Origin of the sequence: Streptomyces sp. NPDC026206, assembly GCF_040638465.1 — a bacterium.
Classification (GTDB): Bacteria; Actinomycetota; Actinomycetes; order Streptomycetales; family Streptomycetaceae; genus Streptomyces.
In genome coordinates this window covers 538,248-558,493 of record NZ_JBEZYL010000002.1, presented here as the reverse complement: position 1 = coordinate 558,493, position 20,246 = coordinate 538,248, and the positions used below count along the sequence as shown (strand labels likewise).

At 73.0% G+C, this 20,246-nt stretch carries 15 protein-coding genes and 1 tRNA gene; 6 read left to right on the top strand and 10 right to left on the bottom strand.

What is annotated here, in order from left to right:
• Nucleotides 1-126 precede the first annotated feature (126 nt).
• Nucleotides 127-819 (bottom strand): endonuclease V, encoded by a 693-nt coding sequence (locus AB0F13_RS05940; protein ID WP_362075785.1) that lies wholly within the window; start codon nucleotides 817-819, stop codon nucleotides 127-129.
• Nucleotides 820-901: 82 nt separating this feature from the next.
• On the opposite strand from AB0F13_RS05940, the gene AB0F13_RS05935 reads away from it, so the two are divergent.
• Nucleotides 902-1,201: a YciI family protein gene (locus AB0F13_RS05935; protein ID WP_362075783.1), complete on the top strand. Its 300-nt coding sequence runs from the start codon at nucleotides 902-904 to the stop codon at nucleotides 1,199-1,201.
• Here AB0F13_RS05935 and AB0F13_RS05930 read toward each other — a convergent pair.
• Nucleotides 1,190-2,254 (bottom strand): oxidoreductase, encoded by a 1,065-nt coding sequence (locus AB0F13_RS05930; protein ID WP_362076071.1) that lies wholly within the window; start codon nucleotides 2,252-2,254, stop codon nucleotides 1,190-1,192. The genes AB0F13_RS05935 and AB0F13_RS05930 overlap by 12 nt on opposite strands.
• Nucleotides 2,255-2,740: 486 nt before the next feature.
• Here AB0F13_RS05930 and AB0F13_RS05925 point away from each other — a divergent pair, with 486 nt between their 5' ends.
• A complete protein-coding gene (locus tag AB0F13_RS05925; RefSeq protein WP_362075780.1) occupies nucleotides 2,741-3,154 on the top strand; it encodes an SsgA family sporulation/cell division regulator in 414 nt (137 codons plus the stop codon).
• Nucleotides 3,155-3,166: 12 nt separating this feature from the next.
• Here the strand turns inward: AB0F13_RS05925 and AB0F13_RS05920 are convergent, their stop codons facing one another.
• From AB0F13_RS05920 to AB0F13_RS05910, 3 genes are all read right to left on the bottom strand, one after another.
• Complete coding sequence (locus AB0F13_RS05920) at nucleotides 3,167-4,660, bottom strand: hypothetical protein (RefSeq protein ID WP_362075778.1); 1,494 nt, start codon at nucleotides 4,658-4,660, stop codon at nucleotides 3,167-3,169.
• 36 nt (nucleotides 4,661-4,696) lie between these two features.
• The gene (locus tag AB0F13_RS05915) at nucleotides 4,697-5,197 is read right to left on the bottom strand and encodes an inorganic diphosphatase (RefSeq protein WP_362075775.1); all 501 of its coding nucleotides are present in this window, start codon (nucleotides 5,195-5,197) and stop codon (nucleotides 4,697-4,699) included.
• A gap of 106 nt (nucleotides 5,198-5,303) precedes the next feature.
• Complete coding sequence (locus AB0F13_RS05910; protein WP_362075772.1) at nucleotides 5,304-6,287, bottom strand: DMT family transporter; 984 nt, start codon at nucleotides 6,285-6,287, stop codon at nucleotides 5,304-5,306.
• Between the two features lie 413 nt (nucleotides 6,288-6,700).
• On the opposite strand from AB0F13_RS05910, the gene AB0F13_RS05905 reads away from it, so the two are divergent.
• Genes AB0F13_RS05905 through AB0F13_RS05890 form a run of 4 tightly spaced genes read left to right on the top strand, consistent with a single transcriptional unit; the run spans nucleotide 6,701 to nucleotide 14,356 of the window.
• Nucleotides 6,701-8,227, top strand: a complete 1,527-nt coding sequence (locus tag AB0F13_RS05905) for an NAD(P)/FAD-dependent oxidoreductase (RefSeq protein WP_362075769.1) — start codon at nucleotides 6,701-6,703, stop codon at nucleotides 8,225-8,227.
• The gene (locus tag AB0F13_RS05900) at nucleotides 8,227-11,547 is read left to right on the top strand and encodes a ferritin-like domain-containing protein (protein WP_362075766.1); all 3,321 of its coding nucleotides are present in this window, start codon (nucleotides 8,227-8,229) and stop codon (nucleotides 11,545-11,547) included. The genes AB0F13_RS05905 and AB0F13_RS05900 overlap by 1 nt, the downstream gene beginning before the upstream one ends.
• A complete protein-coding gene (locus AB0F13_RS05895; RefSeq protein WP_362075763.1) occupies nucleotides 11,544-13,148 on the top strand; it encodes an FAD-dependent monooxygenase in 1,605 nt (534 codons plus the stop codon). The genes AB0F13_RS05900 and AB0F13_RS05895 overlap by 4 nt, the downstream gene beginning before the upstream one ends.
• Complete coding sequence (locus AB0F13_RS05890; RefSeq protein ID WP_362075760.1) at nucleotides 13,145-14,356, top strand: cytochrome P450; 1,212 nt, start codon at nucleotides 13,145-13,147, stop codon at nucleotides 14,354-14,356. Before AB0F13_RS05895 ends, AB0F13_RS05890 begins: the two co-directional genes overlap by 4 nt.
• 90 nt (nucleotides 14,357-14,446) lie before the next feature.
• On the opposite strand, the gene AB0F13_RS05885 is transcribed toward AB0F13_RS05890, so the two are convergent.
• From AB0F13_RS05885 to AB0F13_RS05865, 5 genes are all read right to left on the bottom strand, one after another.
• The gene (locus AB0F13_RS05885; RefSeq protein ID WP_362075757.1) at nucleotides 14,447-16,027 is read right to left on the bottom strand and encodes an FAD-dependent oxidoreductase; all 1,581 of its coding nucleotides are present in this window, start codon (nucleotides 16,025-16,027) and stop codon (nucleotides 14,447-14,449) included.
• Between the two features lie 110 nt (nucleotides 16,028-16,137).
• Nucleotides 16,138-17,685 (bottom strand): FAD-dependent monooxygenase, encoded by a 1,548-nt coding sequence (locus tag AB0F13_RS05880; RefSeq protein WP_362075754.1) that lies wholly within the window; start codon nucleotides 17,683-17,685, stop codon nucleotides 16,138-16,140.
• A 411-nt stretch (nucleotides 17,686-18,096) separates the two neighbouring features.
• Nucleotides 18,097-19,215, bottom strand: coding sequence for a methyltransferase domain-containing protein (locus AB0F13_RS05875; RefSeq protein WP_362075751.1), 1,119 nt, complete (start codon nucleotides 19,213-19,215; stop codon nucleotides 18,097-18,099).
• Between the two features lie 53 nt (nucleotides 19,216-19,268).
• Nucleotides 19,269-19,412, bottom strand: a complete 144-nt coding sequence (locus AB0F13_RS05870; protein ID WP_362075748.1) for a hypothetical protein — start codon at nucleotides 19,410-19,412, stop codon at nucleotides 19,269-19,271.
• 727 nt (nucleotides 19,413-20,139) lie between these two features.
• Nucleotides 20,140-20,227: transfer RNA gene (locus tag AB0F13_RS05865), tRNA-Leu, on the bottom strand.
• Between the last annotated feature and the right edge of the window lie 19 nt (nucleotides 20,228-20,246).

Sequence of the window (20,246 nt, the reverse complement as noted above, 5' to 3'; positions counted from 1 at the left end):
GTGTGCCCGCCTCTCGTCTGTCGCCGCGCCGCCGGGTCCGCCTCGGCCGCCTTCGGCCGCGGCGGCGCGTCCCGGGGAAAGCTGCCCGCGCCGGACGCGCGCAATCCCCTCGCGGCGCACGGGCTCTCAGCCGTCCCGCAGCGCGCGCCGGCACAGCGAGTCGGCCGCGCGCGTGGTCTCCGGGAGGCGGTAGCGGGGGGACAACCGCAAGGTGTGGGCGCACGCGTGGCCCAGGCTCACCCGGTGGCCGACCGAGACGAAGACCGGTTTGACGTCTTCCTGGGTGCGCAGGGCGCGGCCCACCTCCTCCTCGCCGTCCAGCAGCGGGGAGGTGTCGCCGCGGTGGGGGCCGGGGGGGTCGTGGCGGAAGGTGAAGGGGTTCTTGGCGACGCCGATGGTGGGCAGGCCCGTCAGCACGCCGAGGTGGGCGGCCAGGCCGAAGCGGCGCGGGTGGGCGAGCCCGTAGCCGTCGCAGACGATCAGGCCGGGGGTGACGGCGAGGCGGTCCAGGGCGGCCAGCACGGTAGGGATCTCGCGGAAGGCGAGCAGGCCGGGCACGTACGGGAAGGAGACCCGGCCGGTCGCCGTGGCCTCCTCGACGACGTCGAGGGTGACCGCGTCCAGCGCGACGGCGGCCGCCGCGACGACGTCGCGCTCGTCGTCGTAGGCGACGTCCACACCGACGACGACCAGGGGCCCGCCGGGCGGCGGGCCCGGCTCGTCCAGCACCACCCGGCCCCGCAACTCGTCCTGGACGGCGGCCGCTTCCGCCTCCGTCGTGGGCCAGTGGGGCGGCAGGGCGAAAGGTGCGTCAGTCATGATGGGCCCACGCTACGGGACGGGCGCGGCGCGCCGGACGGGGGACTCCCCGCCCGCCGGCCGGCGGCGTAGCCTGTCGATCATGTTCGTACTGGAACTGACCTACATCGCCCCGATCGAGCGGATCGACGCCGCTCTCGAAGAACACGTGGCCTGGCTGGACGCGCACTACGCGTCCGGTGTCTTCATCGCCTCCGGCCGCAAGGTGCCGCGCGACGGCGGGATCATCATCGCCCTCGGGGACGACCGGGCCAAGATCGAGGAGATCACCCGGAGCGACCCGTTCACCGTGGCGGGGGTGTGCGAGTACACCGTCACGGAGTTCGTCGCGACGAAGACCGCACCGGCGCTGGAGCAGTACCGCCAGGAGCTACCGTCCTGACCGCACCGCCAGCCGGGCGATCCGCCCCTTCTCCCCTGCCGCCCAGCAGCCGCCCCCGGGCGCGCAGTCGACGGTGTCGTACGAGCCCGTGCCGAAGCCGTTCCAGGTGCGGCCGCCGTCGGTGGTGACCTCGCTGCCGGTCGGGCCGACGGCGAGGGCCGTGGTGCGGCTGTGGGGCAGCCAGGCGACGCCGGAGCGGTAGGCGGCGGGCGGGCGGACGGCCGTGCTCCAGGTGGCGCCGCCGTCGGCGCTGACGGCGGCGGCCCGCTCCGAGGGCTGCCCGGCGCGGTAGTCGCCGCCGACGGCCAGGCCGTGGTCACGGTCGCGGAAGGCGAGGGCGAAGACGCCGCGCGCCGGGTCGTCGGCCGGCAGGGGCGCCCGGGTGGCGGTCCAGGTGCGGCCCCGGTCGGCGGAGTGCAGCACGCGGGAGGCGGCGCCGCCGCCGGTGGCGATCCACGCGTCCCGCGGGCCGGAGCTCACCACGCACTGGCCGCTCGCGGCGAACGCCGCCTCGCCGGGCAGCGCTTCGGGCATGCCGCCGGAGGGCAGCACCCGCCAGCTGCGGCCGCCGTCCCCGGTCGCGAGGACGCGGAACCTGCCGTCGACGGGGTCGCCGAGCGCTATGCCGTTGCGCCGGTCGAAGAAGGTCACGCAGTCGTAGAAGGCCTTCGGATCGGCATTGCGGAACGTCTCGGTCCAGGTGGCGCCGCCGTCGTCCGTGCGGAGGATCCGGGAGGCCTCGCCCTCGCCGATGGCCAGGACGACCGCGTGCCGCGCGTCGAACGCCGCCACGTCCCGGAACTCCAGCGCCCCCGCGCCGGGCGGTGAGATGTCGCGCCAGCCCCGGCCGCCGTCCCGGGTGAGCAGGACCGTGCCCTTCGTGCCCGCCACCCACGCCGTGGAGCGGCTCACCGCCGCGAGCCCGCGGAAGCGGGCGTCGGTGGCGCTGTCCTTCGCCTCCCACGACAAGCGCTGCGGCGTGGGCTGCGGCACGGAGTGCGCCGGCGCGGTCCCGGCCGCGGCGAGAGCGGCCCCGCAGGCCGGCGCGAGCAGGGTGCGCAGCCTCTTCCCTGTTCCTGTGTTTCCCTTGTGCCTCTTTTGCCCCGTGCGCTTCATACGCTTCATACACTTCATGAGCGCGGAAGCTAGCGGAGCCCGGACGGAGCCGTCCATGGAATCCGGATAGTAAAAGGTGCGTCCGTGCACCGCATCGTCGGCGTGGCCGGGCGCGTGGAGGCGATCGGCGGTTCCCTGACTGCGGGCCCGGTCGCCGGGGGAGGCTGGGAGGTGCTGGCGGTCCTGCCTGTCCCGCACTGAACCGGTTCCGCCCAAGCTTGGCCGTATTCCTTTGAGTTCGTAGACGAAGAAGGCAAATGTCTTCTTTTTCAAGGCGAGTGACGCAGCTCACGCTGGATTCATGTGCACTACCGCGATCGATCGACCGTCTCACCCTTCGTAGAAGTGGAAGTCGGTCGTAGAGCGGCGTCGCACGCGGCACGGAAGCGCACCACCCGGAACACAATCGCAAGGGAGCTGGCGTTGTCCACTGTCATCGAACAGCCCGTCCAGGCACGGATCATCGCGTCGGCCCCACCGTCCCGGACGGTCCCTGCGCATCTGCGGTACGAGCGCACCGACCCGTTCGCCGTGCGCATCGCCTTCCCCGCGGCGGCCTCGCTGGACGGCGCCGAGGTCGAATGGGCCTTCGCGCGCGAGCTGCTGGCCCGGGGACTGCTGCGCTCGGCGGGCGGCGGCGACGTACGGGTGTGGCCCTGCGGGCCGCACCGCACGGTGCTGGAGTTCCACGCGCAGGAGGGGGTGGCCATGGTGCAGATCGACACCCCCGAGCTGCGCGCCTTCCTCGCACGGTCGTACGCGCTGGTGCCGGCCGGCGGCGAGGGCGGACAGCTCGACGTCGACAGCCATCTGGCCGCGCTGCTGCGGCAGGCCTGACGCCGCGGCCCGTCAGGGGAGGTACGCGATCCAGTCGGTGCCCGGCAGGCGGTGGGGATGCCACTCGCGCGCATAGGAGGGCAGGTAGGGGTCGTTGGTGTCGAACAGAAGTGCCGTCGGGATGCGGGAGGCCTTGCGGACGATGTCGGCAGCGGTGTGCGAGCGGTTGTTGCCCGCGGTCTGGGCGGAGGCGCAGCCCGCCTCGTAGGCCACGGGCTGGGCGCGCGGTCCGGTGACGAGGCAGGGGGCCGCCAGCCCGAGGCGGTGCAGCTCGCGGGCGGCCCGGCGGTAGCGGACGGTGGTGTCGCGGGCGTCGGCGGTGTTCACCCTCAGCTCCTCGGTCTGCACGGCGAGATGGGCGGCCAGCACGGCGCACAGCAGCGCGGTGACGGCCGTTCGCGTGCGGCCCGCGCGGGCCGCCCCGGCCGCACGGAAGGCCACTCCGGCCACCGGCGGGGCGAGCAGCGCGTAGGCGGGGAGCAGGAAGCGCGGCGCGGAGTAGTCGAGCAGCAGCAGGTAGGGCGCGGCGAGGGCGAGCGCGCAGGCCACGGGCAGACAGGTGACGGCCGCCTGTCCGGGGCAGCGGCGGCCGGTGAGGGCGAGCGCGCAGGCCGCGGCGGCCAGGGCGGGCAGCAGGAGCCACCACAGGGAGTGGGTCACGGAGGGTCCCGCGATGTGACAGGGGCGGCACAGCTGGGGGCCGTTGAGGGAGCGGTAGGCGGCCCGCAGCCCGGCGCCCGGGTTCTCGCCCATGCCGCCCTCGGTTCCGCTGGATACGGCCAGCCGCCGGCCGATGCCGCCGAATCGCACGTACGCCTCGGCCACCCATGGCGCACCGCCCAGCGCGAGCCCGCCGAGCACGGCCGCCACGGTGGTGGGCCGCCGCCACTGCCGTACGGCCGCGCAGGCGGCCAGCAGGGGCAGGGCGAGCCAGGCGGCGTCGGGGGCGCGCAGGAGCATGGTGGCGGCGAGTGCGCCCGTGACGCCGAGGAGGGCGGCGCGGCGGCCGGGACCGGCGGCGCGGGCGCGCAGGAACCAGCCCACGGCGGCGACCGAGGCCAGCGCGACCCAGAGGTTGGGCATGATCTCGGGGCCGCTGAGGACGGTGATCCACAGTCCGGCGAACAGCAGCGCGGCGAGTGCGACGCGGCCCCGGCCGAGCAGCGGCTCCCACGTCCTGAACGCGGCGTACAGGGCCGCGGAGGAGAGCAGCGCCAGCGCCACGTGCAGGGCGGCCGGGGAGGAGGTGACGGCGACGAGGGGCGCGACGAGGAAGGTGATGCCGCGTGAGCGGGGCGCGCTGAAGAAGGCGGCGGGGGTGCGGGGGTCCACCTGCGAGAGGTAGACGGTCTCGTCCCAGCCGAGGTCCATGTGCACGACGGCGTAGCACAGTTGGAGCACGGCGTAGGCGACGGCGACGGCCGCCGGCGTTGCGGCGCGGCGCGGTGGGGGTGCGGTGCCCGTGGCGGCGGGGGCGGGCCCGGCTCGCGGGCCGGTCGTGGCCATGTCCCCTGTCTACCGCATCGGCCGGCCTCTACCGCGTCACCAGCGGGCGCTCCCGCCCGCCCGTTCGGCGCGCACCCGGGAGGCGACGATCTCGGTCGCGGCGGCGTCGCGGCCGGCCCAGCAGGCGGAGGCGGCGGACTTGCCGGGTTCGAGCTCCTTGTACACCTCGAAGAAGTGCTGGATCTCCAGCCGGTCGAACTCGGGCACGTGCCTGAGGTCCCGCACGTGCTCGTGCCGGGGGTCCGCGGAGGGCACGCACAACACCTTGTCGTCCTCGCCCTGTTCGTCCCGCATGCGGAACATGCCGATGGCGCGGCACCGGATGACGATGCCGGGGAAGGTGGGGTCGCCGGCCAGCACGAGGGCGTCCAGCGGCTCCCCGTCGGCGCCGAGCGTTCCGTCGATGTAGCCGTAGTCGGCCGGGTAACGGGTCGAGGTGAACAGCATGCGGTCGAGGCGGATACGCCCCGACGCGCGGTCCATCTCGTATTTGTTGCGGCTGCCTTGCGGGATCTCCACGACGACGTCGAAGTCCACGGTGGCTCCTGAAGGAGGGGTCGGCCGGATCACCATGGTGACCCGTCATGCCCCGCGGACGCCATGCCGCCTCGGGCCGGGCGGCGAGAGCCCCTTCGGGCCGGGCTCAGTCGGACTTCGGGCCCGAAGGGGTGCAGACCAGACAACGCCCGGGCTGCCGGGCGCCGGGCAGGAGAGGTACCTCTACGTCATCGGGCCCGGGGACCCGTACCGCATCGGGCCCACGCAGGACCGGCACGGCGAATTCCGGGACCCGGGTCCGGGTCGTGTGCTGGATCGTGAGCGCCACGACCCCGGCGGCGGCCACCGCGCCCGCCGCTCCCGCCAGCAGACCGCCCGTCACTCCGTAGCGGAACGCCTCGCCGAGCGCCACGATGCCGACGGCGGCCGCCACCACGGGGTTGACGACGGTCAGCGTCGCCAGCGGGGCGGCGAGGCCGGCGCCCCGGTAGGAGGCCTGCGACAGCAGCATCCCGGCCGCGGCGAACAGTGCGATGATGCCCAGGCTCGGCGCAAGGACCACCGGGCCGGCGCCGCGGGTCGTCCAGTCCTCGGCCACGGCCTTGGTGAAGACCGAGCCCATTCCGAAGGCGGCGCCCGCCGCCGTCGCCAGCACCACGCCGCGTACGACGGGCCGGCGCACCCAGCGCGCGGCGAGCGCCAGCAGGGCCACGGCGGCCAGTACCACGGCCGCGAGGACCGGGCGTTGCGTGCCGTCGATGGACTCGGCCTCCGGCGGCCCCGTCAGGCTCAGCAGACCCGCCAGGCCAGCGGTGGCGAGGAACGCGCCGCGCCAGCCGGCCGCTCCGACGGGCCGGTGGACGAACAGCGCGGCCATCGGCAGGGCGAAGACGATCGTCAGCGCGCCCAGCGGCTGCACCAGGCTCAGCGGCCCGTACGCCAGCGCGACGACGTGCAGTCCGGCGCCCAGGCCGGTCAGCGCCACCGCCGCCCACCACCCCGGCCGGCGCAGCGGTGCGTACGCGCCGCCCGCGCTCGTGGCGGCGACGCGCTCCTGCACGATGGCCGCCCCGGCGTAGCAGACTGCGGACACCAGGCACAGCAGCACTGATGCCACGAGCGCGCTCACGCCGGGCCTCCGCGGTCGGCTCCGCCCCCGTGGTCCGGTGCGGTTCTGTGGTCGGTCCCCTCGTGCTCCATGCCTTCAACGATGCCTGCCCCCGGCCCCTCCGTCGTCGTACTTGGGTACGGACTTCTCCGTACTCCCGATGGAGTACGGGTAGGTGACACGGAGGAGTACCGCGTCCTGTGAGGCGACCGCCAGGCGCGGCCGTCTTGAATCCGGCGCATTGCCCCACCGTATATCCGGATGATCCCGGACCGCTTTTATGCGTATGACGTCTACGCGTTTGTCGTCGCCACCCGGAAAAGGGATGCGGGCTTGAAGGTGTCCTGAAATATCATTGTGCAGGGCCTACGTATATGAAAACTCTATGTAGGCTCAAACGGGGAATACATGCAGGTGTACGGGGGGAAGCTTCAATGTCCGGCAGCTCGCAAATTTGGCATGTTCACACGCCCAATAAATTCGAACAGGGCAGTCGTCGGGTCACCGTCATCGGAGCCGGGATTTCCGGTCTCGTGGCGGCGTACGAGCTGGAGCGGCTCGGCTACCGCGTCGAGGTCCTGGAGGGCAACACCCGCATCGGGGGGCGCATCCACACCCACCGGTTCGGCGACAGCCCCGGCGCACCATCCGTGGAACTCGGCGCCATGCGCATTCCGACGCACCACCACCACACGCTGGAATACATTCGGCGGACCGGGCTCGACGGAAAACTCCGCGCCTTCACCACCCTGATGTCGGAGGAGAACGCATTCCTCCAGACCGCGGACGGCTTCATTCGCATCCGGGAGGCGGCCGGCCCGCTGCGTGAGAACTTCCGGCGCGAGCTGGAACGACACCTGCCCGGCCACCACTACGGCCACGGCACCGTCGTCTTCGGGGCGTGGCTCACGGCCATCGTCGACGCCATCGCCCCACCGGACCTGCGCGAGACGCTCCGCGAGGACCTGCGCCGCCAACTGCTCGACATGGTGGCGCGCGTCGACCTGACCGGGCACCTGCGCGGGCCGGCCCGCGACCGGGTCGACCTGCACTCCCTGTTCTCCGCGCACCCGGGCCTGCGCGCCGGCTGCAGCGCCAGGCTCAACGGCTTCCTCGACGACATCCTCGCCGAGACCAGCCCCGACCTGCTGCGGCTGCACGGCGGCATGGACCAGCTCACGCACCGGCTGGCCGAGCGGCTCCGCCGCCCGGTGACCCGGGAGCACCGGGTCACCGGGATCGACGTGCGCGGCGACCACGTCCTGGTCCATGTCCGGGCGGGCGGGCGCACGGTCGTCAAGCGCTCGGACTTCGTCGTCAGCACCGTCCCCTTCCCCGCCATGCGCCGCATGCGCCTCAGCGGCCTGGACGAGGACAAGCTGGCCGTCCTGCGGGACGTGGTCTACTGCCCGGCCACCAAGGTGGCCCTGCACTGCCGGGAGCCGTTCTGGCGCGAGGGCGGCATCAGCGGCGGAGCCTCGTTCACCGGCGGGCGCATCCGGCAGACGTACTACCCGCCCGCCGACGGCGACCCGGGGCGGGGGGCGGCCCTGCTGGCGAGCTACACGATCGGCGACGAGGCGGCCCGGCTGGGCCGGATGTCGGCCCGCCGCCGGCACCGCGTCGTCCTGGACGAGCTCAGCGTCGTCCACCCCGAACTCATGACGCCCGGCATGGTGCTGGACGCCGTGAGCGTGGCCTGGGGGGACTCCCCCTGGAGCGGCGGCGGCTGCACCACGCGCTGGGGCAAGAACGCCGCCGAGTGCGAGCAGGAGCGCCTGCGGGCCGCCCGCCCGGTGAACCGGCTGTTCTTCGCCGGCGAGCACTGCTCGACCGCGCCCGCCTGGATCGAGGGAGCGATCGAGTCCGCGCTGCGGGCCGTCGAGGCCGTCGAGCGCTACGAGCCGGCCCACCGCCCCGCGGCCGTCTCCGGCCGGCCCAACCCCGCCGGAGCGCTGTGATGAGCGTCTTCGACCTGCCCAGGCTGCACTTCGCCGGTACCGCCACGACGAAGCTGCCGACCGGCCCGCGCAGCGGGCTGGCCGACCTGGCCGCGAACCGGGCCCTGACCGACGACGGGCCGTTCCCGGCCGACCGGCCCGCCGCCGAGTACCACGACTACCTGCAGCGGCGCGGCCCGCGCTTCGACGCCTCCGGACGGCCCTGCCCGGGCGGGGAGTTCAGCGCCGCAAAGGGCTGGAACTTCGACGGCAACGGGCACTTCTGGATGGACGCCCGCATCGTGTCGGCGGAGGTCACGGACGGGCCGCCGGACACCGCCGACCCGGTCGTCGGCCGCAGCGTCGACGTCTGGGGCCACTACAACGACTACCTGCGCACGACCGTCAACCGCGCCCGCGTCTTCGACCTCGACCCCGCCTCACGCTGGACCACCGCTGTGATGATCGGCCGGTTCGGCTTCGGCCGTCTGGGGCGCTCGCACGACGACGGGTACATGCTCACGGGCCCGGTCGGCGGCCTCCAGCCGCCGCGCTGGGTCGACTTCGGGCACATCCTCGACGTGGGCGATCACGTCCTGGCCCCGCAGCTGCGCTACTGCGCCGTGCACCAGTTCGTGGTCACGGCCCAGGGTGCGGCCGGCGGCCCCGGTGGAGCGGAGGACGGGCCGGCGTGGCTGCCGGACGCCCGCCTCTCCCCCGCGGTCGGCGCGCTGCGCGAGGCGGTGGAGGGCGGGGCGGACGGCCTCGTGGTCCGCTTCGCACTGGACGACATGTCCTCGCCCCTCGTCCCGGACGCGCCCAGCCACTGGCGGGTGCGCGGCACGATCGCCCCCTGGTACGCGCACGAAATGCGCACGTACCCGGCCGGCCGGCTGCTCGCCCCCCGCCCGGGGGCGGGCGGGGGGCTGCACCACCTCACGGTGGACGTGGCACGCGGGCGCGCCGGGCTCGACATGATCTCCGCCGTGCCCCTCACCCGCCGGGCGCGGGAGGCCGGCCCCGGGCCGCTGCACCGGCTCGGCCCGCCGCTGGACGCCGGTGACCTGGAGCTGCGGACGGCCGGTTCCGGCCGGCTCGTGGCACGCGTACCGGCCGGCTCGTACGGCGAGGTGGCCGCCGGGCTCACCGCGGGCCTCGTCACCGTGCCCGCCGAGCCCGGCTGGGAGGCGGCCGGGGACGAGGCGCTGTGCCTGACCGGCACGGGACCCGCGGGGGAACGAATGACGCTGCTCACCGAGCGGGAGGTCAACATCCAGAGCGACGAGGCCTTGGTGGTGGTTCACCACCGCGACCGCGCCCGGGGCCGCGACCACGCGGTGCACGTGCCGCTGCGGTCCTTCGTGCGCGGCCGCCCGGCGAGCGCCGGACCGGTGCGCGTCCGGCAGTTCCACAACCCGCGCGCCCTGCCCGCGGACGCCGTCGCGGGCGGCCCGGCCGCCCGCTGCGGGGACGCGGTCGTGCTGGGCGTGCGCGGCGGCGGTGACGCCTACGCCGAGGAGTGCGTCGTCGAGACCGACGAACAGGGGCGCGGGCTGCTCACCCTGCGCGGCGAACGGGCGGGCACCTGCCGGGTCCTGCTCTCGGCCGGCCCCGGCAGCTGCCCGCCGGAGCCGGCCCACGCCGACCCCGGCGGCCCGGGCTCGGCATGGGCGGCGTACGACGACGAGGACGCGCTCGGCTACTGGGCGGGGGCCGGCACCCTGGCCGTACGGGTCCTGCCCGACGACTGGCACCTCGACGAAGTCCCCCGCGAGGAGGTGGACTTCGCTCTGCTGCACCGGGAGATCTTCGCCTACTACGAGCACTTCTCCTCGTTCATGCGCTCCGAGGTCTTCAGCCTCGCCGACCGCTGCAAGGTCGAGACGTACGCGGAGCTGGTGTGGCAGATGTGCGACCCGCGCAACAAGGCCAAGACGTACTACATGCCGCCGACCCGTGACCTCTCCGACCCCAAGGCCCGCCTGCTGCTGGCCTATCTGCGCAACCAGCAGGCGCTGGTGCGCCCGCCGGTCACCGCCCCCGCGGTGCTCGGCACGGAGCCCGCGATCGCCACGCGGGGCGAGCTGTGGAACGCGCTGAAGCAGGCGGCCACGCTGGAGCTTGCGGTGATGCTGCAGTACCTCTACGCGGCGTTCTCGGTGCCCACCCACGGCGCGGGACGCGAGTACGTACGGCGGGGGCGGTGGACGGCGCAGCAGCTGGAACTGGCGTGCGGGCAGGGCGGGGCGACGCTGGACGACGGGATCCGCGGTGTCCTGCTGGACGTGGCCCGTGAGGAAATGATCCATTTCCTGCTGGTCAACAACATCATCATGGCGATGGGCGAGCCGTTCCACGTCCCGGTGATCGACTTCGCCACGCTCAACAGCGAGCTGCCGGTGCCGCTGGACTTCGCACTGGAGGGGCTGAGCATCGGCAGCGTGCAGCGGTACATCTCCATCGAGCAGCCGGCGGGCCTCACACCGGAGGTGCGGCGCGAGGGCGGCCCCCGACTGGAGGCGGTCCACCCGCTCGGCTTCTCCTGGGGCTCGGTCAGCGAGCTGTACGCGGGCATCCGTGCAGGGCTGCAGCGCGTCCCGGACCTGTTCCTGGTGGAGAAGGGGCGCGGCGGCGGGGAACACCACGTGTTCATGCGCGAGTCGGTCAACAACACCCACCCCGACTATCAGCTGGAGGTCGACGACCTCTCCAGCGCGCTGTTCGCCGTGGACTTCATCAGCGAGCAGGGCGAGGGCTCGGTCCTGGGCCCCGCCGCGCCCTCGGACACCTCCCACTTCCAGAGCTTCCTGCGGATCGGCGAGCTGCTGACCACCGAGCGGGTCGCCGGGCCGCACGGCAGGCTGCTGCCGTGGAACCCCGCCTACCCGGTGCTGCGCAATCCGACGCTGGGCGCGGGCGACGCGGCGAAGGACCAGATCACCGACCCCGAGGCACGGGCGGTGGCACGGCTGTTCAACCGCTCGTACCACCTGATGCTGCAGCTGATGGTGCAGCACTTCGGGGAGAGCCCGGACGGCAGTCTGCGCCGCTCGAAGCTGATGAACGCCTCGATCGACGTGATGACCGGCATGATGCGCCCACTGGCGGAGCTGCTCGTCACGATGGAGTCGGGGCGGCGCGGCCGCACGGCCGGCCCCACCTTCGAGCTGGACGCCGCGCCCGCGTTCACCCCCCGCCCCGATGTGGCGCGGCGCTCGCTCGCGCTGCGCTTCGAGCACGCGGCGGCCGCGGCGGACAAGTGCGGGCCGGTGCCGGGACAGGTCGCCGACATGATGGGTTTCTACGCCGACTTCTTCCGCCGGAAGGGGGAACAGTCATGAGGAACTTCGACACGGATGTGCTGGTCGTGGGCGCGGGCCCCGTCGGCATGGCGCTGGCCCTGGACCTGAAGTACCGGGGCGTCGCCTGCATCGAGGTGGAGGCCTCGGACGGAACGATCGGGCACCCCAAGGTCGGCACGGTCGGCCCGCGCTCGATGGAGTTGTTCCGCCGCTGGGGCGTCGCCGACCGGATCCGCGCCGCCGGCTGGCCCGGCGACCACCCGCTGGACATCGCCTGGGTCACGGCGGTCGGCGGCCACGAGATCCACCGCCTGCGCTTCGGCACGGCCGACGACCGGCCGGAGCCGGCGTACACCCCCGAGCCGGAGCATCCGTGCCCGCAGCACTGGCTGGCGCCCCTGCTGGCGCGGGAGGTGGGGGTCCACCCCGGCGGCCCGCTGCGCCTGCGGTGCCGGCTGGACGGCTTCACCCAGGACGACGAGGGGGTGACGGCCACGCTCACCGACCTGGCGGACGGCGGGAGGCGCCTGAGCGTCCGGGCGCGCTATCTGGTCGCCTGCGACGGCGCCTCCTCGCCCGTACGCAAGGCGGCCGGCATCGGGGCACCGCGCCGCCACGCCACACGGGTCTTCCGCAACATCCTCTTCCGCGCCCCCCGGCTGCGTGCGCTGCTGGGCTCGCACAACGCCCTGGTGTACTTCCTCACCCGGCCGCCGGCGCTGCGGTTCCCGCTGCGCTCGATGGACGGACAGGGGCTGTACCGGCTCACGGTGGGGGTGCGGGAGGGGGAGGCCGCCACCGGGCAGGACGCCCTGACCATGGTGCGTGCGGCCCTCGCGTTCGACACCCCTGTGGAGATCGTCTCCGAGAACGTCTGGTACTTGACGCACCGCATCGCCGACCGCTTCCGCGACGGCCGGGTGCTGCTCGCGGGGGACGCCGCGCACACCCTCTCGCCCTCCGGGGGGTTCGGCATGAACACCGGCATAGCGGACGCGGCCGACCTCGGCTGGAAACTCGCCGGGGCGCTGGCCGGGTGGGCGGGGCCGGGGCTGCTCGACACCTACGGGGCCGAGCGCCGCCCGGTGGCGGAGCGCAGCCTGGAGGAGGCCAACGTCCATCTGATGCGGACGGTGCGCCGTGAACTGCCCGCGGAGATCCTGCTGGACTCGGCGGAGGGCGCCAGGGCCAGGGCGGAGCTGGCGGCCGGGATGGAGCGCGGTGGAGTCCACCGCGAATTCGACTCGCCCGACGTGCACTTCGGGTTCCGGTACACCTCGTCGTCGATCGAGGACCGGGGCGAGGGCGACTGGCGGACGAAGGCCGTCCCCGGAGCGCGGGCACCGCACGCGTGGCTCGGCCGGGGCACATCGACGCTCGATCTCTTCGGCCGGGCCTTCGTGCTGCTGTGCTTCACCGACGCGCACGGTTCCGAGGCGCCGGAGAAGGCGGCGCAGGACGCCTTCGCACGGCGGCGCGTACCGCTGGAGATGGTGCGTCTGGAGGGCCACCGTGCGGTGGCTGAGCTCTACGGCAGCCCGTACGTGCTCGTACGCCCGGACGGGCACGTCGCCTGGTGCGGTGCGGAACCACCCGCCGACCCGGGCGCGTGGGCGGACATGGTGCGGGGTGCGCGGTGAGCGGCCGGAGCCCGCAGGGCCTGCCCCCGTTCCGGACGGCGGACGTCGACCTCCCGGATCCGTACCCTCTCTACCGGCGTTACCGGGAGGGCGACCCGGTCCACCGGTCCGACGGCGCCTGGTACCTCTTCCGCCACGACGATGTGGCGCGGGTCCTGACCAGCCGGGACTACGGGCGCGGCGCCCTGCCCTCCCGGCTGCCCGAGGAGTGCCCCCACTTGCGGCGCACCACCGCCAACTGGATGGTCTTCATGGACCCTCCGGAGCACACACGGGTGCGCGCGCTGGTGGCCAAGAGCTTCACGCCGCGCATCGTGGAGGGGCTGCGCCCCCGCATCCGGGAGCTCGCGGCCGGGCTGACCGCGGAACTGGCCAGGTCGCCCGTCGCCGATCTGGTCGACCGTTTCGCCGCTCCGTTGCCGATCCTCGTCATCAGCGAGCTGCTGGGCGTGCCCCGGGAGGACCGCCCGTGGTTCCGGGCGCAGGCCGTGGATCTCCAGCAGGCCACCAGCTCACGCGTGGCGCGGCGGCCCGACGCGTTCCGGGTGGCGGACGCGGCGGCGCGGGAGCTGGAGGCGTACTTCCGTGCCGAGCTGGCCCGCCGCAGGGCGGGCCGCAGCCCCAACGCGGCGGATCTGATCGCGGCCATGCTGCACGCGGAGGAACAGCTGCCGCTGGGGGACGACGCGCTGGTCGGCACCTGCATCCACCTCCTCACGGCGGGCCACGAGACGACCACGAACCTTGTGGCGAAGGGCCTGCTGGCCCTGTTCGCCCACCCCGGCCAGCTCGCCCTGGTGCGTGCGCGGCCGGAGCTGATGCGGGACGCGGTGGAGGAGCTGGTGCGCTACGACTCGCCGGTACAGATGATCAGCCGGTGGGCCCGTGCGGACGACGAGGTCGGCGGGCGGCGCATCCTGCGGGGCGACAAGGTCACCCTGGTGCTGGGCTCGGCCAGCCGTGACCCGGAGCACTTCCACGACCCGGACCGGCTGGACATCCGCCGCGACGCGCGCCGGCACGCGGGCTTCGGGATGGGCATCCACTACTGCGTCGGCGCCCCGCTGGCGCGCGCCGAGGCCGAGACAGGCCTGGGCGAACTGCTGCGGGGCCTGCCCCGGCTGGCCCTGTCGGAGGAACCGGTGCGGTACGCGGACGACTTGGTCTTCCACGGCCCGTCGCAGCTGATGATACGCACGGGGGAATGACCGGGGCGTACGCACCGGCCGGCTCTTCGCCCCGGCTCCGGCTCTTCCATAGGAATGCTCCCGCTCCGGCCACTGTCCCCGGCTCCAGCTCTAGCTCTTGCGTACGAACCACCGGTCCAGGTAGGCGTCCAGCGCCTGGTGGTCGCCGGTCCGCACGCGCAGCCCGATGTGGCCGTCGGGCCGGGCCAGGAGCAGGGTGCCGCCCGGCAGCGGCCCGTTGCCGCCCCCGGAGTGTGCCCGCTGGACGCGGAACACTTCGGCGGGGACGGGGAAGCGGCCGACCGCACGGCGCAGCTCTTCGGTGGTACCGGGAGACGGGGTGCGGTCCGCGATCTCCAGCAGGGTCCAGCGGCCGTAGGAGAGCAGGTCGTGCAGCCTGCGCTCCCGGCCGCCCTGTGTGACCGGTACGTCGGGCAGCCGGTCGCCGGCACGCAGTGCTCTGCGGCCGCCGCGCCCGCTCCCGTCGGTGGACAGCTCGCTCTCGCGGTGATGCCGGGGGAGTTCGCTGAGGATGGACCGTCCGCGCCGGTGGATCCGGTCGCTGGCGAGCAGTGCGGGGCCCAGCACGCGCATCGCGGCCAGCGTGAGCACGGAGGGCGGCAGTTCCATGACGTTGCGGCGCATCTGCCGCATCACTTCGTATGCGGTGTGGCGCTGTTCACCGGAGTAGGTGTCGAGCAGGGTGTCGGCGGCCCAGCCGTGGTGGACGGCGGCCAGCTTCCAGGCGAGGTTGTGCGCGCCCCGGAGCCCCGTGTTGAGGCCGCGCCCCCCGATCGGGGCCCACATGTGGGCGCTGTCCCCGGCGAGCATGGCCGGCCCCCGGCGCAGCGAGCCGGCGATCCGGTCGTGGAAGCGGGCCCGGTTGTACCACGGCGGGACCGTCGGGACCAGGCGGGCGTCCGGGTCGTGCGTGGCGCCGGCCACGAGCTCGCGCATCTCGCCGACGTCCGGCGGTGCCACGCGCTGGGGGTCGGGGTCGTCGAGGAAGCTGAAGAAGCGGTAGCCGCCGCCCGGACGCGGGGAGGCGATGAGGCACACGCGGCGCTCGAGGAAGAAGTAGGTGGTGTCGTCGGCGCAGTCGAACTTCCAGTCGGCCTTGGCGTTGATCTGTACGGCCTGCAGGTCGATGCGGCGCTCGCCCTCGAACGGCACGTCCATCGTCTTGCGTACGAGGCTGTGCGCGCCCTCGCAGCCGACGACCCAGCGGCAGCCGATCGTCTGCACCCGGTCGCCGGGGCCCCGCACGTCGACCTCGGCGCCGCCGGTTCCCATCCGGAGGGCGACCGCCTCGGCGTCCCAGCGCACCTCGGTCCCCAGCTCACCCAGCCGCTCCACCAACAGGCTTTCGATGGCGATCTGTTCGATGGCCAGCGGCTGGGGGAAGGCTGTGCCGGACACGCCCGTCTCATGGCCGCCGACGCGGCGTCCCCGGACGTACACCTCGGCCCGGCGCAGGGTCAGCCCCTGGTCCAGGAACCTGTCCGCGCAGCCGAGGTCGCGCAGGATCTCCAGGGCCCGCTGCCAGAGGACGCTGGCCCGCACCTCCCGCTTGGTGCTCGGCTCCTTCTCGAGGACGACCACGTCCAGACCGTACTGGCGCAACGCGATGGCCAGCGCGAGCCCCGTGGGCCCGGCTCCGACGACCACGACGTCCCGGCAGAAGTCACTCATCCATGTCTCCCCCGTGCGGAACGAGGGTGGCTGAGCCACCACCCTCACCTTCACCCCTCTTCATGGTCCGGGATGAAGGGTGGGGGATCAATGGCGCCTATTCCCTGACATTAGCCCTTCCGTACGAACCACCGCTGTATGTACGTTTCCAGGTCCTCGACGCGGTCGGTGCTCAGGGCGGTGTGCCGGTCCGGCCGCACCAGCACCAGCGCCCTGCCGGGCAGGCGCCGCTCCCCCTGCCCCGGGTCCAGCCGTGGCCGGAAGACCTCGACGGGCAGCGCGTACGCGCCGGTGACCGCGTGCAGCCGGGCGAGGTCCACGCCGCGCCGCGTCCCGGCGCCGGGGGCGACCAGCAGCGTCCAGCGGTCGTAGGAGAGCAGATCGTGCAGCCTGCACCGGCGCCCCGCCACCGTGACGGGCCCGTCCGGCAACCGCTCCCCCGCGCCCTCCCGCGACAGGGCGCTCTCCTTGTGGTGCATCGACAGGTCGCTGAGCATGGTGCGTATTCGTTCGGTGAACCACCGGCTTCCCATCAGCCGCGGCCCCGCCACCCGCATCCCGAGGAGTGTGAGCGGGGTGGGCGGCAGCTCCAGCACGTTGTGCCGCATCGCCTTCATCACCTTCATGGCCGTGAGCCGCTGCTCCGTGGCGTAGGTGTCGAGCAGGGCACAGGGGTCGGCCGCCCAGCCGTGCACGGCCGTCGCGAGCTTCCAGGCGAGGTTGTGCGCGCCGCGCAGCCCGGTGTTGAGCCCGTGCCCGCCGATGGGCGCCCACAGATGCGCGCTGTCCCCCGCGAGCAGCGCCCGCCCCTGGCGCAGCGAACCGGCGACCCGGTCCTGGAAGCGGGCCCGGTTGGCCCAGGGCGGCTCGGTGGGCGTCAGTCGCAGGCCCGGGTCGTGCGCGGCGCCGGCGACCAGGTCGCGCATCTCCTCGACGCCGGGCGGCCGCACGAGCGTGGGGTCGGGGTCGGTGAGGAAGCAGAAGAAACGATGCCCCCCGCCGGGCCGGGGTGACGCGCCCACCGAGGCGCCCCGCTCCAGGAAGAAGTAGGTGCGGTCGGGAGCGTACGGGTACCTCCAGCCGGCCACGGCATTGAGCTGAAGACACTGCAGGTCCGGCCGCGGTGCGCCCTCGAAGGGGATGCCGAGCCCCTTGCGCAGGACGCTGCGGGCTCCCTCGCACCCGACGACCCACGCGCAGCGGACGGTCCTCGGGCTGCCGTCCTCCTGCCGCAGATCGACCTCGGCCCCGTCGTGCCCGGCCCGCACCCCCACGGCCTCGGTGGACCACTCCACCTCGCCGCCCACCGCTGCCAGCCGCTCCCCGAGCAGCCGCTCCACAGCGTCCTGCTCGATCGACAACGGGTGCGCAAACGCCGTTCCCCCGCACCCGAACGCCATCTCCCCGACCCGCCGCCCCTCGGCGAACACCTCTGTCCACCGCAGCCGGAACCCCTCCCCGAGGACCTCCTCGGCACACCCCAGATCCGCCAGCACCTCCAACGCCCGCTGCCACACGATCCCGGCCCGCGCCTCCCGCTTCCCCCGGTCCGCCTTCTCCACGACGGCGACGTCCACCCCGTACTGCCGCAGCCCGATGGCCAGCGCCAGCCCGGTGGGCCCGGCCCCTATGACCACGACATCGCGGTAGTCGTTCACGGCGTCTCCCCCCCTGTACGGCGGCGGACGGTACCGCCGCCCTCCCTCATCGTGTGGCACGCGAAGACCGGGACTCAATGGGGCAATGCGGAACGGGCCACTCGGACCGGGCCGACAGCCTCCTCACGGGGAAAGGCGGGAAACTGCTCCTCACGGACCCGGAAAAACAAAAGAACCCCAGCTGAGAGCTGGGGTTCCTGCTGGTGTCCGAGGGGGATTTGAACTCTCCTCTCGGGCACCAGTGCTTTTGGTCTTTGACGTGTGGAAATGTCCGTTTGAAGGGCCAAGCTGCGGCCCCATCCCACCGGGTCTGTCTTGCGGGTTTCTGGATGCTTCGGACCACTGTTGGTCCGCGTTGGTCACGTGGCCAACCCCCGTCCACCTGCGATGAAGCAGGTGGACGGGGTCGCATCACAGAGCCCAGGAGTCGGCGGGATCGTCCAGCCAGGCCCGTTGTTCTTCCGGCGTCACTGTGAGGCCGAACCGCGTGTGCTCCGGCTTGTCACGGCCCAACCACCACCGGTAGGCCACTTCCACCTCATCCCACAGGCGGCGGGGGCCTGACTGCCAGACGCGCGCCGTGTCCTGGTCGCGGAACTGGACACACGCCCATGAGCGGTCCGTCAGCCCGTAGAACCAGACAGGCCGGGCTCCGTCGCGCTTGTCAGCGATCACGTTCAGACACCCTCGCACGCGGAGCCCCAGCGCGAAGCTCTGGGGGCTGAATCGATCTCCGACCAACTCGGCTTCCGTGATAGTTGTCGACGACTCCTCGCCATCGGCCACGCTTCCCGCGACGTAGTCCCGGTGCACCACTGGGGAAAGGCGCTGAGCCCGGAGCTTCATGAACTCCACCGGCCCCGTAAACGCGCCCGAGGCACTGCCGCCGTCGTCGGCGACTACCAGCCGAGCCACAGCATCACCGTTGCTGTAGTGCGTCCCCCATGGGGCCACGATCATCCCGCCGGGTCGGCACTGCTCCACCCACGCGAACGGGAATGACCGGAGACCGCAGGTGGCAATAATCCGGTCGTAAGGTGCCCCGTCGGGGTAGCCCTGGAAGCCGTCGCCGTGGATGACCTGGGCAGGAAGCCCGAACTGTTCGAGAGCCGCCCGCGCCGACTCTGCCACGGCTTCATCCACTTCCACCGTGACGACGTTCTGAGCGCCGAGACGGTGGGCCAGGATTGCGGCGTTCCAGCCCGTACCGGTACCCACTTCCAACGCCCGGTCTCCAGGGCATACATCCAGATCCCGGAGCATGCGGAACACAACACTGGGCATGGACGCGGAAGAGGTGGGAACGTGTCCCGGCTCGGTGCCAGTGTGCTGGCCGTCGTCCCACTGGGTGACGACAGGCACATCGGACTCCGCGTACCGCTGCCACGCTTCGGGATCGTCCGCCTTGCTGACAGCGACGCTCTTGGCGGTGCTCATATCGAAGGGCCACATGAGGTCGGGCAGGAACGCGGAGCGGGGCACGGCGGCGAATGCGGGTGCCCAGTCGGGCGACAGGGCACCATCGGACATGAGGACGCGCCCCAGCTCTGTGCGGCTGGGGCGCTCCTGGCGTGCGTTGGCCGTCACCGGCTGACAGCCTCGAATGTCTTCGGCGGATTGGGAACGCCGGGGCCGCCGTCAGGAGTGGGCGGCTGATGCGGGCCGGGATAGGGGTCGCCCGGGAGTTTGTCCTTACCGTCCTCGTTGTTCGAAAGGATCACGGTCATCGTGTCTCCTTCGCTGTGTCGGCGCAGGGACTACCCCCGCGCCGTCGTGCGGTGGTGCACCCGGTCGGCTACCGATGCGGCACGGCGACCGACCGGGCGTTGTGCCTGCCCCTCTGCCGGGAAGGGTGTGGCGATGTGACACCGGCAGAGAAGCAGGAGTCTAGAAGCGGGCGGGTCCTCCGTGGACGGCGAGTCCGACGACGACGCCGCAGGCGACCACGACGAAGAACCCGAGGAACGCGCCTTTGAAAAGGCCCGGGCAGTCCACCCAGGCCCCCCACGAGGCGCCCGGTGCCGACGCCGTCGCTCCTCGCCCTTGTGAGGCATGCGCGCCTGGTGGTCGGCCCACGACTTGCGGTATTCGGCGGCGTGCACGTGGTGCCCGGCCGCCTCGGCAGTGTCGATGGCGCTGGTACCGGCGCAGACGCTGCACTTTTGTCGGGTCGGATGAGCAGGCGGTCCGCCCGTGTGCGCCACGGGGGGGACACGATCCAGGCCCCACATGGGCGGGGGATTCATTATGGGCGCCCTCTGGCTACGGCCAGCGGCAACCGGATCGGGCTCGCGCGCGTAGCGGCCTGATTCAGGATTCTCGGCCGGCGAGTCTCATGGTTGGTCATGCCGCCGGTCACGGAAAGCTCGGATCCTGCTGGTCACGCACCGGTCACGCGGACGACCAATCCGGCCCGGAAAAACAGAAAAACCCCAGATGAACTGGGGTTCCTGCTGGTGTCCGAGGGGGGACTTGAACCCCCACGCCCGATAAAGGGCACTAGCACCTCAAGCTAGCGCGTCTGCCATTCCGCCACCCGGACCAGGTGTTTGTCTCGGCGG